Genomic DNA, 16378 nt, shown 5'->3' on the forward strand with positions numbered 1-16378 from the left:
ACTGTTGCTGCTTTACTTGCGCTAAAGTTCCAAGAGCGATCGCGTCATAAAACACCTTGTCAAAGAGTGATGTCGGCTTTGTTATCCTACTAATGGGTTTTTGTTCACTGCTACTGAGTTGACGGTTTGTTCAATTCTCTTCAACCTTGTCTCTGGACGTTTTGCACTATCAATCCAAAACAGGATATTCTTTTTGGCTGAGTTATTAAATGCTTCAAAATACTCTTTGGCAATTGTGTTTGCTTCTAACGCTTGCTTGAAATCTAAGGGAATAATTAATGCTTCAATTGCATCTAAAGAGTTCCACGAACCATTTTGTTTTGCGGCTTCAATTTTTTCCAGCCCGACTGTAGTCATTAAACCTTGTTCTATAAGTTCTTCAATATATTGTTTATTTAATTTTGACCACACGCTTTTCGGTTTTCGAGGTGTAAATATTTGCATATAACGTTCTTCGTCTAAGGATTTGACTTTACTGTCAATCCAACCAAAGCATAAGGCTTCTTTGACTGCTTCGCTATATCGAACACTTGGTTTACCACTTTTTACTTTGTAGTAAATAAGCCATACACCAAAACAGGTGCGATGGTTTTTCTCTAACCATCTCCGCCATTCTTCGCGACTTGGGGGACAGAAGGTGTGGAATTCATTAGACATTTCCAGAAATTAATTATGCGTTGGCTGAAACCCTTGTAGAGACGTAGCAGTGCTACGTCTCTACATCCATTTTCACCAGATGTCTATTATTAAGTTTAGACATCCCTACCGCGTGGTCTATTTACCTGAAAATAGCTGTAAAATAATTACAATTAAAAAACGCCCCCATTTTTGGAGGGCGCTTTTTATTTAGGCTAATACTAAAGTATTAACCGTTGATAGCAGGAGCAGTCATTGCTACAGGAGCAACTTCACCAGCAGCTAAGTCTAGGGGGAAGTTGTGAGCGTTACGCTCGTGCATTACTTCCATACCCAGGTTAGCGCGGTTGATTACATCTGCCCAAGTGCTGATTACACGACCTTGGGAATCAATGATGGATTGGTTGAAGTTGAAACCGTTCAAGTTGAATGCCATCGTGCTGATACCCAAAGCGGTGAACCAGATACCGACGACAGGCCAAGCTGCGAGGAAGAAGTGCAGTGAACGGCTGTTGTTGAATGAAGCGTATTGGAAGATCAGACGACCGAAGTAGCCGTGGGCTGCAACGATGTTGTAGGTTTCTTCTTCTTGACCGAACTTGTAACCGTAGTTTAGTGATTCGGTTTCGGTGGTTTCACGCACCAGGGAAGAAGTTACTAGAGAACCGTGCATTGCAGAGAACAATGAACCGCCGAATACACCAGCCACACCTAACATATGGAAGGGGTGCATCAAGATGTTATGTTCTGCTTGGAACACAATCATGAAGTTGAAGGTTCCAGAGATACCCAAAGGCATACCATCAGAGAAAGAACCTTGACCGATGGGGTAGATCAAGAATACTGCGGTAGCGGAAGCTAAAGGTGCGCTATAAGCTACGCAGATCCAAGGACGCATACCCAAGCGGAAGGAAAGTTCCCACTGACGACCGAGGTAGGCTGCACAGCCGATTAAGAAGTGGAAAACTACCAACTGGTAAGGGCCACCGTTGTATAGCCACTCATCTAAGGAAGCAGCTTCCCAAATGGGGTAGAAGTGCAAACCAATGGCGTTTGAAGAAGGAACAACTGCACCAGAGATGATGTTGTTTCCGTAGATCAAAGAACCTGCAACTGGTTCGCGGATACCATCGATGTCCACTGGAGGAGCAGCGATGAAGGCGATTACGAAGCAGGTGGTTGCAGCTAGCAGGGTAGGGATCATCAATACGCCGAACCAACCGATGTAGATACGGTTATCGGTGCTAGTGATCCACTCGCAGAAGCGATCCCATACGCTAGCGCCAGAGCGCCGTTGTAAGGTTGTGGTCATTGTTTTATAAGTGCTATGGGTTGTTAAATATGGAACAAGCGGATTTGTTTTCCCTTGCTGAAATATAGTCTACATGAATTTGCCAAGACGCGATCTTTGCCTTAATATTCCTTAACATGATTCTTTAACAAGTTCATCGAACTGTAAAGTTTTCCTACTATAAACAATGATGATCAGTAAGCCGGCAAGAATAAATCAACTATATTAAGAAACGGAAATATACCTTAAACCCTTATAAATCAATACAGTTCAGTTAAGGCTAAAACTCTTTGTTAAAGTCAATTTTGTTAACGAACCGCAAAGGCCGCAAAGTCCGCAAAGGAAGAGAAGAGAGAAGGAAGAAATGCTTAACCCAACTGTATTGCCTTATAAATGACGAAGGACAAATGACAAATGACAGCCTTAGCCAGTTAGCTTTATTTGCGTCGCTGTACTTAAAACTAAATGTTTCAGTTAAAAATCAAAGTAGATGTAGGGTAAACTACCTTCAGGAGCTAATAACCAAACAGCGTAGAAACATAGAGGCACAAAGACGAGCTTAAGAGGCCAGTTAAACTCTAACTTTAGTATCCGATTGAAGGCATAGACTACAACCATCAGGGCAGCTAAAGTTAGAAGTACCCAAGTGAGTTGGTATTGACTCATATTTAAGGCATCCACATAGACCTTTTGAGCAAACTGGGCATCAGCTGGATAACCCCAAAGATGCCGAATTACTAAAGAAGAGTCTTGGAGGTTAGGTAAGCGAAACCAGATCCAAGAGGTAAAAACCATTAGTTGGGTCAATAACCAAGCGACAAAGATACCCAGAGGATTTTGCCAGAATTGTTTTAATTTTTCAAAGCGATCGCTCATAGTATGTGTAAGTCGATGAACCGCCAAGGCTAACCCGTGGAATATACCCCAAACGACATAACCCAAAGCGGCACCATGCCAGACACCAGCGATTAGCATCACAATAAATAAATTACCGCAGGTACGGACTAAACCCCGACGGGAACCACCCAAAGGAAAATATATGTAGTTACGCAGCCAATCTCCCAGAGTCATGTGCCAGCGCCGCCAAAATTCTGCAATATTGGTGCTAAAATACGGAAAGTCGAAATTCTCAGGTAGAACCAAACCGAAAAGCAAAGCACTACCACGGGCGATGTCTACGTAACCGTTGAAATCTAGATATAACTGCAACCCGTAAGCGAATGTAGCTATCCAAAGATCGGTACTACCTGCACGTTGTAAATTACCAAAACATAAATCTACGAAAATTCCCAGGTGGTCTGCAAAAATACCTTTTTTGACTGCACCTCTTGCAATTAACCACAGCGCCTCAGCTACTCTCTCGCTACTGGGCAATTCTAGTGTATTGAATTGATTTGCTAAGTTGTGGTAGCGGGTAATCGGGCCGGAAATCAGTTTAGCGAAGAATAATTTGTAGGTGGCAAATTTGAGAAAATTCTCCGTAGCGGGGGCCCCACGATAGACATCTATTAAATAGGCTATGCATTCAAAGGTAAAAAATGAGATTCCCAAGGGTGCAATCAATTTAAAAGAGCTATCTGATGAGTTTGTTTGCACATGAAAAACAAACTTGAGGAAAGGGGTAAAATACTTAAAAACTAATAATACTAAAACATTTAGAGTTATACCCAACCACAAAAGTTTTAAACGACGAAAATTCCAGTCACTTTGGGTAAATTGCCACTCTTCATTAGAAATTTGCCAATCAAGAGAATGTTTTTCTGGTGATGTGTTTTTTCCCATCTCCAGTGCTACACGAAAATTAATAAATGTCAATGCTAATAGTAATGGGATGTACTGGATGTGCAGAGATGCGTAGAAAACTAAACTAGCAATTAGCAGCGTCCATAATCGCAATTTATGTTGTGCTAAAGACCAGTAAATTCCTAACACACTCAATAAGAACAGCCCATAAAAAATTGATATAAAGTTCATTTTTAGTCATTTGTCATTTGTCATTGGTCATTTGTCATTTGTTATTTGTCATTTGTCATTTGTCATTTGTTATTGGGCATGGGGTATTGAGGATTAATCAATAATTATTTTTCCTGTACCTCCCCTGCTTCCTCCACTCCCTACTTGGCTGGCCAAGGAATCATCGGATCATTAGCTAGCTTTTTCGAGACTTCATATGCACCGAAGCGGTTGAGGTGGCTAGGGTCAGAAAAGTAGTCATTGGCTTTTATCCACTGTTGGCTCAAATCACGATAAATAAAGTTAGGATTAGTAGCCAAACGCAACATATATTGCTGAAATTCTTGCTCATATTGTCTACGTACTGGATCTAAATAATCTTCTGTCAGAGGCATATTGACAAACACTAAGGAAATTTTCTGAGACTGAGCGAACTCAAGCACTTCTTGAAAGGCAGCATCTTGCTCTCCTTCGACTTGAAAAGATTTATAGTCGTTGTCGTAATTTCCGGGAACTCTCGAATGTTTTTGATAGTATCTAGCGGGATTGAAGCGAATAGATAAAGCTAGAAAGCCATCAAAGTCAACTGCTTGCTGAGAAATACTCTCATCTGAAGTACCGTCTGTTAGCTGTCTTTCTGATGCAACTGTCTGATTACGACCAGGTATGGGCAGTTGTTTTTGCAGTAAACTTTTTATTTGTTCACGGTTTTGATAGCTCGCAGAAACGGATGCTAGAGCCTGATTTAACGACTGATTGACAGCTTCATAGGTACTAATTTCCTGTTTTTCTTCCTTTGTCTTTTGTTTTCCCGAATTTACTGTATTTTCGGGTAAATCATTGCTATTTGCAGCTGTTGGTGTTTTTTGGAATGCTTGTTTATAACCGGCTGATGCAGCGATCGATTTAAAGGTGATATCCTCGCGTCCTCCGTTGAAAGCACGCGCACCATCTGCCCAGAGAATTATTTTAGGCAGTTCTGATGATTCTAGTACGTGGCGAATTACAAAGTCTACAACTTGTGCGGTAGCACCGTTGATCCCAAAGTTAAACACGTCAAGATTTGGATAGCCCTGAGTCGCTAAAGCTTTAGAAAGTGCGGCTGGATCTACTCCTCTGAGGGCGCGGGAGGAGCCAATAATCAACACATCTGGCGGTCTACCTGTTCTAGCTAAACGCTGTTTATACAGTGCTAGTTGCTCGTCTAACTGTCTGACATTGAAACTTGGCATCTGCGATCGCGCTGCTAAAAGAATCGCGGTAGCGGTTGCTTTTTCCTTCAGTGGTGCGGCTGCCAAATTATTTGTCACAGTATCATCACTTTGGGTAAATTCTGAAGCATTAAATACAGAACTCTGATTTGGAGGAGATTTGGTCTTGGAAGTGTTGGTCAAAAATGTCGTTTTCTCACTCTGATTTTTTTCAGATGTCAAAGATGCCTTGTGTTCAGAAGATGATGGGAGCGAGATATTAGCGACCTTTGGCGAACTCGGCATAGAGCGTGCAATAATTCGACCCAGTACCCAATCACTTTGGAGGGTTAGTAATAATCCTAGTGTTCCCCAAACCAGAGCAACCTTAAGTCCTTGAACATCAGGATTATATTCTGCTGACTGGTGGCTTTCGGTAAATAGCTGGCTTTTCAACAGAAATTTTTTCGCTGTTGCACTCGCCGTTACGATCCAATGTCGCGCTACTTCTGTCACCAAACTTTGAACTTCTTGTGTGGTGAAGTTGGGGCGCAAAATAGGTTCGTTAGTTTCAGAGGTTACTAGATCGTTAACGTATTTAGAAGTAGCAGCAAATTCTGGGGTTGCTTCTGGGACTAAACGTTGGCGATGCTCAAGATCAACGCCATAGTGCCAAAAAGGTTCTTTATTCCCAGCACGGCGACCGTAGACACGTATCCCCATAATGCCGGGAATTTTTAATTGGCGGAGCAAGTGTGTAATTTTACTTGCTACTTGTTGACGGGCTGGACAAACAGGTGCATCACACATGATGTGCAATAAATCATTTTTGTTCAACAGCAGTACGCGAATTCCACCTGTCAATAGTCGCCAATCTAAGTCAGGATTGAGTAAACGCTCCAGTAAAAATACGATGGCTGGTTCATCGCCAGTATTGGCCAAATCTAGCGGTGATGTGGCAAAGACGGGATGCTTGGCTGCGGGTAAAGTCAGCCAATCAATCCAAGTGGGTTCTTTGTCACCTGCTTTTTGTCCGTATACGGTGGCGGCGAGAATGCCTTGAGGAGCGATCGCTTCTAGCTGGGGTAAAATCGCCTCTAAGCACACTACCTTGTCTGGGATGGGCGCAGTTCCTATAGGATCAAAAGCTGGGATACAAAAGATATGTAGCGTTGATTCTTGCAGAGAAACTTGGACACCAACTTTTAACCCTGATAGTACCTCAGTTAATAATCGAGCGATCGCTTGGACATCGCCCCAACGCGCCCACTCTTTGAGCATTACCTCTGGTGGTGTCAAATCTACCCGCAGCAGCCAATCAGGGGCAGTTTCGCCGCTCACCTGAGAAACAATTATGGCATCTTGATAGCCGGAAAGCTTGAGATAACGCAACTTCTGTGCTATTGGTTCAGCCAGCAACGATGCATCAGGGCTATAGCTCGACTGGCAAAATATCCATAGGCGATTTTCTTCCGGTTGAGAATTCTTGGACTTATATGGCTTAATCTTTGCCTGTACCGATACACCTAACGTACTCAGAGTTTCGCTGAGATATCTGGCGATCGCCTCTGGGTTCCCTTGGCGTGCCAAACTTTCGTTAGAGACAATTAGCGCCCCACCCAATTGTTTTGATTTTTCCGAGTCTGCTAGCAAGGCTTGCTCCACCTGCTCCAGATGCTGATCTATTTGATTCAAGTGAACCCGATGGCACCATTTGGGGCGCTGTTCCCCTTTTCTTCGGCCATAGACAAATACTTGATATATTGATGTTTGTTCGCTGCTTGTCAGGATATCCAAGTCTGTTTGCTGTAGTGCTTGCAGCAAGTCAGACAAAGTGCGCCAACGCTGCGGACATTCTGTACCTTCACAAAGAATATGAAGGTCATTTCCCCGCAACCGGACTTTCACTCCGAAAGTGTTGATCCCTGTTGCTTGGCTTACCCATTGCACTAAGGATTGCTGGCGATCTGGTAATACTGTTTTCATCTGAAGTTAAATTAACAGGAAGCGATTTTTGGAGGATAGTGCCTGCACTTGTAAACTAAAACCATAGGTTTATCACACTCTGACGGTTTTTTTTAACAATTTTGTTACCTTCGTAGCTCACAAAATCGGACAAGATAGTCTTGTACAGGTTGCAAGTCCGACTAATGTTGAGTTTTGCGTTTATTTTACTAATAAGGAGTCAGAATTCTGAAGTTAGGAGTTAGGAGTTAGGAGTTAGGAGTTAGGAGTTAGGAGTTTGGAGTTAGGGGTTTGGAGTTTGGAGTTTGGAGTTTGGAGTTTGGAGTTTGGGGTTTGGAGTTAAGAGTTCGGAGTCAGAATAATTCTATATGATTAGTTGATGACTTGTCCTTTAAAACCTGATTTGCATCCCAGTGTGCTAACACGCCCCTGACAGGCGAAACAAACAACAAGCTTATCTCATTTAAACTCCCTCCCTTTATCCTTGGAGTCATCTTAACCCCGAACCCCGAACCCCGAACTCCTAACTCCTAACTCCTAACCCCGAACCCCGAACCCCGAACCCCGAACCCTGAACCCCTAACTCCTAACTCCTAACTCCTAACTCTTTAATTCCCATAACCAAAAATTAGCAATGCCTCCTGTAAAACAACAGCCTTCACCTAGCCCCACGTTCAATGTCGATTTATTTACCGTTCCTCAGTCTTTCCTTTTACAAATAGGTACAGCGTCTATATTACTGCTGCTCATTACCGGAAAAACTACAGCAAGAGCGCTAGGAGCGATAGGGGAAGCCAGTGAAGAATTATTTCGAGGCGATCGCCTACCGATTCTCGACTTCCCAGATGAACACGAAACCAATCAAGATGAGAAGATATACACCAAATAATTATTTGCTCAGGAACAACCCGGTGGGCATTAAGTGCAAAACCTAGAACCGTAAACAGTAATTAGCTTTACAAAAATAGAGAATATGGGTTCCCTTTTATACTCTTCGTCTCAAACTGCGGATATATACCCGGTGTCGGAATTATTTTTACGCCATCGTCTCCAGGTAGTGGAAGAATTGTGGGAGTCAGTTCTCCGGCAAGAATGCGGTCAAAATATGGTTGATCTGTTGCGACAGTTGCGCGATTTATGTTCACCCGAAGGACAAGCAACAAATGACCAAGCATCCTCAGCCGTCAAATTAATTGAACAACTAAATATCAACGAAGCAATTCGCGCCGCTCGGGCTTTCGCCCTGTATTTTCAGTTGATTAACATCATAGAGCAGGAATACGAACAACGACAGCAATTGAGTCGCTATGAGGTAGAAACGGCTACAGAGCCAGAAACATCATCCAATGTCAACTATTCCTCCAATCAAAGAGAAGATGATGCGCCTGTTAGCAAGGGAATAGCAGCAGACTTGCTGAGAAAGAGTTATCTAGAAAAAGCGCAAGTCAAGCCAAAAGGTACTTTTGCTGCCTTATTTCCCTATTTATTCAAACTGAATGTACCACCTCAGCAAATACAACGTCTAATTGCACATCTCGATGTGCGCTTAGTTTTTACAGCGCACCCGACGGAAATTGTGCGTCATACCATCCGAGATAAGCAGCGACAGGTGGTACAACTTTTGCAAAAACTGGATGCTTTGGAAAATCATTCCGGGACTACACCAGGTGCATATCCTTGGGAAGCAGCAGATGTCCGTGAACAATTGCTCGAAGAAATTCGCTTGTGGTGGCGCACAGACGAACTTCATCAATTCAAACCCACGGTGCTAGATGAAGTAGATTATGCTCTACACTACTTCCAAGAAGTTTTATTTGATGGCATTCCCCAACTATATAAACGTTTCAAACACACCCTATCCAATACCTTTCCTTGGCTAGAACCACCGAGTAAAAACTTTTGCTCTTTCGGTTCCTGGGTAGGCTCAGACAGAGATGGGAACCCATCAGTCACACCCGAAATTACCTGGAAAACAGCTTGCTATCAGCGCAAAATGGTACTGGGAAGATATATTCAGTCAGTGAAAAATCTGATTGAATTGTTGAGTGTGTCGATGCATTGGAGTGATGTTTTACCAGACTTACTCGAATCTCTAGAAGCGGATCAGTCTCAGTTGAGCGAAGTATACGATGCACTGGCGCTACGTTATCGACAAGAACCCTATCGGCTGAAACTGGCTTATGTGCTGAAACGGCTAGAAAATACTCGCGATCGCAATCTAGCTTTGTACAATCGGGAAACGCCAAAAAATCAAGATAGCCCCCTCTATCGTTCGGGAGCCGATTTTTTCGCAGAACTGCGGATGATTCAGCGCAACTTAACAGAAACAGGTTTAAGCTGTCGAGAATTAGAAAATCTCATCTGTCAGGTAGAAATTTTTGGTTTTAACTTGACACAGCTAGACATCCGTCAAGAATCATCCCGCCACGCCGATGCGCTCAATGAGATACTAGAATATCTGCAAATATTACCCCAACCTTACAACGACCTCTCTGAGGAGCAAAGAGTCGCTTGGCTCACAGGAGAACTGCAAACCCGTCGGCCATTAATTCCGGCAGAACTGCCATTTTCCGAAAAAACCAACGATGTCATTGAAACCTTTCGCGTGGTGCGATCGCTCCAACAAGAGTTTGGTCTCAAGATCTGCCAAACTTACATTATTAGTATGTGCCGCGACGTCAGCGACGTGCTGGAAGTACTACTCTTAGCCAAAGAAGCCAGACTTTTTGACCCCGCCATTGCTGTGGGAACGATTCAAGTAGTCCCCCTATTTGAAACAGTAGAAGACTTACAGCGCTCCAGAAGCGTCATGCGGAAACTGTTTGAACTCCCGTTATATCGCGCTTTATTAGCCGGCGGCTACGAACAGACAAAAGCAGAGAGTGTTCTTATGGATGAAAATTCATCCCCCCCCGCTCCCCCTGCTCCCTCATCCCCCCCTGCTCCCTCATCCCCCCTCACCCCCAACTTGCAAGAAGTAATGCTGGGGTATTCTGACAGCAATAAAGACTCTGGTTTTTTAAGTAGCAACTGGGAAATTCATAAAGCCCAAAAATCACTGCAACAAATAGCAGAAAACTACGATATAAATTTGCGGATTTTTCACGGACGCGGCGGTTCTGTGGGCCGGGGTGGGGGCCCCGCTTACGAGGCGATTTTGGCTCAACCAGGTCATAGTATCAATGGCCGAATCAAGATTACCGAACAAGGAGAAGTTTTGGCTTCCAAATACTCCTTGTTGGACTTGGCACTATACCACATGGAAACCATCACCACAGCTGTAATTCAAGCTAGTTTGCTGCGGACAGGGTTTGATGATATTGAACCCTGGAATGAGATTATGGAAGAATTAGCAGCGCGATCGCGGCAACACTATCGTGCCCTAATCTACGAACAGCCTGATTTTGTTGACTTCTTCCACGAAGTAACTCCCATTGAAGAAATTAGCCAGTTGCAAATTAGTTCCCGTCCCGCACGCCGTCCATCTGGTAAGAAAGATTTAAGCAGTCTGCGAGCTATTCCTTGGGTATTTAGCTGGACACAAACCCGCTTTTTGCTGCCTTCCTGGTATGGCGTTGGCACAGCTGTAAAAGAATTTTTGAATGAAGAACCAGAAGAACACTTGAAACTGCTGCGCTACTTTTATGTTAAGTGGCCCTTTTTCAAGATGGTGATTTCCAAAGCCGAGATGACTTTGGCAAAAGTAGATATGCAAATGGCACATCACTATGTTCAGGAATTGTCAAAACCAGAAGATAAACTTCGTTTTGCCAAAGTTTTTGACCAAATTGCCAGCGAATTCTATCTGACAAGAGATTTAGTGTTAAAAATCACCGATCACAATCGACTGTTAGATGGCGATCCTGTATTGCAACGATCTGTACAGTTACGCAATGGCACAATTGTCCCCTTGGGATTTATCCAAGTTTCATTACTCAAGCGTTTACGGCACTCTCTAAATACTACTGGTACTTCTGGAGTAATTCATTCTCGTTACAGCAAAGGCGAGTTACTACGAGGGGCATTGTTAACTATTAATGGGATTGCAGCCGGGATGAGAAATACAGGTTAGTAGGGAATGAAGGAACAGAGGGGAAGTTGCAGTAAGCATTTCCATTTCTCCTTTGCCTTTGCGCTTCTTCCCAATGCTCAATGTCCGAATGGGGAGCATCCCAATGCAAGCTTAAATCTTTAACTTAGTGCCATTGGCCCTAATGACAAATGACAAATGACAAATGACAAAAAATAAAATTTTAATTTGCACTTTTTTAGCGCTGTCATCAGGTTTTTTTGGTGCTTACACTAGTGGACAAATCACCATAATGCTCCATAGTCAAAAGTGCCAAAACCAACCTTGGGGTTTGAAGGAGATGTGCAACGCTTGGATGACACCAGGAGCAGTTTGGCAAGGTAGCACCACAGGATTATGGACAGGAACTATCTTGGGAGCGTTTCTTGGTGGTTTGGTGACGCGACAAGCTCGTGATTAGTAACGTGAATTTGACCAAGGCTGGTAAAATCTACCCATAGCGAAAAAGAGCAAATCACCATGCCTACCGAAACTAACCCAGGAAATCAAACCACCACAGGGGCTGATGCAATTGACGAAGCGATCGCACAGGGAATTGATTTTGATGGTTCTCCCATTCCACCTGCCAAGCTAGAACTTTATGGTAAAGTCATGGCGCTAGAAGGCAATAGACAGCGCAGTGGCGTATCTAATACTATGCGATCGCGCATTGTGCGAATTGGCGCAAAACACATTCCCCAAGGAGAACTCGACCAATTACTTGTAGATGCTGGCTTCGCACCCCTAAAAGAGAAAGAAATTGCCTTTTTTTATAGCGGAAAATAAATATAGCCCAATACACTTGGGTTAAGCATTTCTTTCTTCTCTTTGCGTCCTTGGCGTCCTTCTCCCAGGGGGAGACGCACTCGCGTTTGCGGTTCGTAAAAAAAACTGACTTTTACTCAGAGTTTTAGCCTTAACCCAAGCGTATTGTCCTATATCTAATGCAACCTCCTACAATGCCATTGTTTCGACCAACAATGTCATTGTTTCGACCAACAATGCCATTGTTTCGACCAACAATGCCATTGTTTCGACCAACAATGCCATTGTTTCGACCAACAATGCCATTGTTTCGACCAACAATGCCATTGTTTCGACCAACAATGCCATTGTTTCGACTAACAATGCCATTGTTTCGACTAACAATGTCATTGTTTCGACCAACAAAAAGTAATATTACGCGATGTGCAACTTATCTTTAGAACCCATCTCCATTCCTCTCTCCCACTCCTGAGAGGCTTTGATTCTTGCTCTCCAACACTACAAGGGTTCGGGTTGGGGGTTACGTCTGAGAGAAAGTTGCACAGGTCGTAAAGCCCTCATCCCCTAACCCCTTCTCCCATCTTTGGGATTCGGGGAACTAGAATTATGTCTCCCCTCTCCCATATTTGGGAGAGGGGCTGGGGGTGAGGGAAAAGATTTCAGCAAATAACGCAACTTTGCTGTTAGTTTTTTTGTTCTAATGGGCACATTAAAAATGTACATTCATCCGTATTTATATATGCCTGTCCAAGATAAAACACGCCGTTTGTCCTCTCAATTAATTAGTCAAGATATAACCTCATTGCACGGCTTGCAAACCATCAGCACATACAATACAACCCGTGCTGATGCGTCTGTAGAAAACTTACAGCAAGCTTATCAAACTATGTTAGCGCAGCAACAAGCTGAAACTGAGAAGCTAACTTTATACCGTGCTGCTGCTGATGGTGCGCGATTAGCAGAATGGGAATTTCACAATGCTGTATTAGCGATGAAAGAAGTGATTCGTGGGCAATATGGCTCAGATAGCGATCAAGCCCAAGCAGTTGGATTTAAGAAAAAATCAGAACGCAAGCGTCCCAATCGGAAAAAGTCAGTTGCGATCGCCAGTTAATTAACTAAACGGCGATCGCTGACTTTTCTCTAAGTGCGATCGCCTATGCCCAAAATCTGTGAACTGTTCACTTCCTTTCTTGATTACCAATAAAAAAAATCTTTATTCAAAATTCAATCTATCAAAATAGTGAATTTATTTCATAACTAACGACGCAATAACTTCTATCTAGGGATCGATATGGCTAATAAGATAAATGAAGTAAAAATAGTATACTAAATCACACGAGATTGTATTGCATGAAATTGAATTCTTTGACAAAACAGCTTTCCACCGTAAAACGCTGGATGGCTACAACACTGTTTTGTATGTTAGCGATGGCTTTCCTTTGGCAAGGTGCATTTTTCTCGAACACCTCAGCAATGGCTGATCCTGCTGCAACCTTGATTGCATCTTCAGATGCAGGCGATCGCGCTCAAGAAAAAGCCAGTACAGATGCTGGAAGAACCAAAAATTTCATCGAAGATGCGGCAGATAAAGTTAAGCAAACTGCCAGGAACAATGCCAATAAAGTTGACGAAGCAACAGACAATGGTAGTTTTATTGAGCGCAAAGCCAAGAAAGATGCGGCTACAATTGAGAAAAGAGCGAACGAAGATGCAGATCGGACTCAAAAAGCAGTAGACGATACCAAAAATGTTGTTGAACGTACCGTTGATAACATCAAGGATGCTTTTGGTAAATAGAGAATAGATAAGCTAATCGTCATTCGTTTTTCCAGACTAATTAGACATCTGGTGGAAAAAAATGTAGAGACGTAGCAGTGCTACGTCTCTACAAGGGTTATGGGTAACGCATATTTAATTTCACCAGATGTTTATTCGCTTGTAGTAAGCGGCTCTATCCCTGGTATCATGCAACTTAAATGCTCATTAGCTTACACAGCAATCCTATTCAATACTGCTCGGTTAAGCTTAAAAATCATTCTGGCGTAGGCGTAGGTTGGGTTGAGGAACGAAACCCAACTTTTCTTTCTTTTTGTTGGGTAACACTAAAGTTCAACCCAACCTACAAATCTTCTACAAATCTTTTTAACCGAGCAGTATTGCAATCCTATTGAATTTATCAAAATTTACTAGTGAATATACTAGAAATATAATTATAAATCAAATATTTAATTTTTTTTGTCCTAAACTTTAGAGGTCAAAATTAAGTAATCTGTTTAGGGAGTTTCCGCAAGTTTCTTGGAAAAACTTGTTTTTATATACGGATCACATAGGACTTTTAAGTAACATCACTTATTGACAAATGTGATATAACTTTATCTGGTTGCAACTTCATCTGACGAATTGTTAATGGGTAACAAATTTTTCACCATTATCAATTACGAAGTTATAATTTCCACTACAACTTAGTAACAATGTAAGAGTTTAATTCTGTGGATAACCCGACCGTGGGAAAATCAAAATACCGAAAACTGAAGTTAGAGAGGAAAACCCTATAATATGCATCTGAGCGAAATCACCCATCCTAATCAGTTGCACGGTTTATCTGTTCGTCAACTGCAACAGATTGCCCGTCAGATTCGAGATAAGCATCTCCAAACGGTAGCAGTTAATGGTGGACACTTGGGCCCAGGATTGGGTGTTGTCGAATTAACACTAGGACTTTACCAAACACTAGACTTAGATCGGGATAAAGTGATTTGGGATGTAGGACACCAGGCTTATCCCCACAAACTGCTGACAGGACGCTATGATCGCTTCCACACCCTCAGACAAAAAGACGGAGTTGCAGGTTATCTCAAACGCGGTGAAAACAAGTTTGACCACTTTGGTGCTGGACACGCTTCTACAAGTATTTCAGCAGCATTGGGCATGGCTGTAGCGCGAGACTTGAAAGGGGAAAAATTTAAAGCTGTTGCTGTGATTGGCGATGGGGCACTGACTGGTGGCATGGCTTTAGAAGCCATTAACCATGCCGGACACTTGCCGAAAACTAACCTGTTGGTTGTTCTCAACGACAACGATATGTCTATATCTCGCAACGTCGGCGCGATTCCCCGCTATCTCAACAAAATGCGCCTCAGCCAACCTGTGCAATTTATTAAAGATAATCTTGAGGAACAATTTAAACAAATTCCCTTCGTTGGCGAATCTCTCTCTCCGGAACTCGGACGCATCAAAGAAGGGATGAAGCGCTTGGCTGTTCCCAAGGTAGGTGCAGTTTTTGAAGAACTCGGCTTTACCTACATTGGCCCAGTTGATGGGCATAATTTAGAAGAATTGATTGCCACCTTCCAACAGGCACATCAGATACCAGGCCCAGTTTTGGTACACGTAGCAACAGTCAAAGGCAAAGGTTATGAAATTGCCGAACTAGATCAAGTTGGCTACCACGCCCAAAGCCCCTTCAACGTAGCAACTGGCAAAGCTATTCCTTCTAGTAAACCCAAACCCCCAGCTTATGCTAAAGTCTTTTCTCACACTTTGGTGAAACTTGCCGAACAAAACCCGAAAATTATCGGGATTACTGCGGCTATGGCAACAGGGACAGGCTTAGATAAACTTCAAGCAAAACTGCCCAATCAATATATTGATGTCGGTATTGCTGAACAACACGCAATTACCCTAGCAGCAGGACTTGCGACCGAAGGGATGCGCCCCGTTGCCGCGATTTATTCTACCTTCTTGCAACGTGCCTATGATCAGATAATTCATGATGTCTGCATCCAAAATCTGCCAGTATTCTTCTGCTTGGATCGGGCAGGAATTGTCGGATCTGATGGCCCTACCCACCAAGGGATGTATGACATTGCCTATCTACGTTGCATTCCCAACATGGTAGTAATGGCACCGAAAGACGAAGCAGAATTGCAACGGATGGTAGTAACTGGTGTTAACCATACCAGTGGCCCGATCGCTATGCGTTATCCTCGTGGCAATGGCTACGGCGTTCCCTTGATGGAGGAAGGTTGGGAACCTTTGGAAATCGGCAAAAGCGAAATTCTCCGCACTGGCGATGATGTGTTAATCGTCGGCTATGGCACAATGGTCTACCCAGGAATGCAAGCTGCGGAAATTCTTAGTGAACATGGCATTGAAGCAACTGTAATTAATGCTCGTTTCGTTAAGCCTTTGGATACCGAGTTGATTTTGCCTTTAGCTAAGAAAATCGGCCGCGTTGTCACCTTAGAAGAAGGCTGTATCATGGGTGGCTTTGGTTCTGCGATCGCGGAAGCTTTACTAGATGCAGATATTCTTGTTCCTGTCAAGCGATTCGGTATACCAGATGTGTTGGTAGATCATGCTGAACCCAATGAATCTAAGACAGAACTAGGTTTAACTAGCCATCAAATAGCCGAGAGAGTTTTGCAAGCTTTCTTTAAGCAGCAAGTATCTGCTGTGGTTTAGTTCATTAGCAGGATTATCCAAAAATAACCCCTGTTCTACGTA

Annotated in this window: 12 protein-coding genes; 7 read left to right on the forward strand and 5 right to left on the reverse strand. The window is 43.1% G+C overall.

What is annotated here, in order from left to right; translation table 11 throughout:
• Positions 1–81 precede the first annotated feature (81 nt).
• The 4 genes from LC605_RS00400 to LC605_RS00415 form a co-directional block, all read right to left on the reverse strand.
• Positions 82–657: a YdeI family protein gene (locus LC605_RS00400; protein ID WP_229545600.1), complete on the reverse strand. Its 576-nt coding sequence runs from the start codon at positions 655–657 to the stop codon at positions 82–84.
• 208 nt (positions 658–865) lie between these two features.
• The gene (gene psbA / locus LC605_RS00405; RefSeq protein ID WP_229545601.1) at positions 866–1948 is read right to left on the reverse strand and encodes a photosystem II q(b) protein; all 1083 of its coding nucleotides are present in this window, start codon (positions 1946–1948) and stop codon (positions 866–868) included.
• Positions 1949–2401: 453 nt separating this feature from the next.
• Positions 2402–3901, reverse strand: coding sequence for an MBOAT family protein (locus tag LC605_RS00410; protein WP_229545602.1), 1500 nt, complete (start codon positions 3899–3901; stop codon positions 2402–2404).
• 140 nt (positions 3902–4041) lie between these two features.
• Entirely contained in the window at positions 4042–7056 is a 3015-nt protein-coding gene (locus LC605_RS00415; protein WP_229545603.1) for a DUF1574 domain-containing protein, read from the reverse strand.
• Between the two features lie 613 nt (positions 7057–7669).
• Here LC605_RS00415 and LC605_RS00420 point away from each other — a divergent pair.
• The 4 genes from LC605_RS00420 to LC605_RS00435 all read left to right on the forward strand — a co-directional run bounded on the left by LC605_RS00420 (position 7670) and on the right by LC605_RS00435 (position 11890).
• A complete protein-coding gene (locus tag LC605_RS00420) occupies positions 7670–7924 on the forward strand; it encodes a hypothetical protein (RefSeq protein WP_229545604.1) in 255 nt (84 codons plus the stop codon).
• A gap of 84 nt (positions 7925–8008) precedes the next feature.
• On the forward strand, positions 8009–11107 hold the full coding sequence (locus tag LC605_RS00425; RefSeq protein WP_229545605.1) for a phosphoenolpyruvate carboxylase: 3099 nt from the start codon (positions 8009–8011) through the stop codon (positions 11105–11107).
• Between the two features lie 163 nt (positions 11108–11270).
• Positions 11271–11525, forward strand: a complete 255-nt coding sequence (locus tag LC605_RS00430; RefSeq protein WP_229545606.1) for a hypothetical protein — start codon at positions 11271–11273, stop codon at positions 11523–11525.
• Positions 11526–11584: 59 nt separating this feature from the next.
• Positions 11585–11890 (forward strand): DUF4090 family protein, encoded by a 306-nt coding sequence (locus LC605_RS00435; RefSeq protein WP_229545607.1) that lies wholly within the window; start codon positions 11585–11587, stop codon positions 11888–11890.
• 168 nt (positions 11891–12058) lie between these two features.
• On the opposite strand, the gene LC605_RS00440 is transcribed toward LC605_RS00435, so the two are convergent.
• Positions 12059–12259 carry a hypothetical protein gene (locus LC605_RS00440; protein WP_229545608.1) on the reverse strand — a complete coding sequence of 67 codons (201 nt, stop codon included), beginning with the start codon at positions 12257–12259 and terminating at the stop codon, positions 12059–12061.
• Between the two features lie 349 nt (positions 12260–12608).
• Between LC605_RS00440 and LC605_RS00445 the strand changes: the two genes are divergently transcribed.
• The 3 genes from LC605_RS00445 (at position 12609) to dxs (ending at position 16336) form a co-directional block, all read left to right on the forward strand.
• Entirely contained in the window at positions 12609–12983 is a 375-nt protein-coding gene (locus tag LC605_RS00445) for a hypothetical protein (protein ID WP_229545623.1), read from the forward strand.
• Positions 12984–13222: 239 nt separating this feature from the next.
• A complete protein-coding gene (locus tag LC605_RS00450) occupies positions 13223–13669 on the forward strand; it encodes a hypothetical protein (RefSeq protein ID WP_229545609.1) in 447 nt (148 codons plus the stop codon).
• Positions 13670–14428: 759 nt separating this feature from the next.
• Positions 14429–16336, forward strand: coding sequence for a 1-deoxy-D-xylulose-5-phosphate synthase (gene dxs, locus LC605_RS00455; protein ID WP_229545610.1), 1908 nt, complete (start codon positions 14429–14431; stop codon positions 16334–16336).
• Positions 16337–16378: the final 42 nt, after the last annotated feature.

Source organism: Nostoc sp. CHAB 5836, assembly GCF_020829445.1.
Taxonomy (GTDB): Bacteria; Cyanobacteriota; Cyanobacteriia; order Cyanobacteriales; family Nostocaceae; genus Nostoc.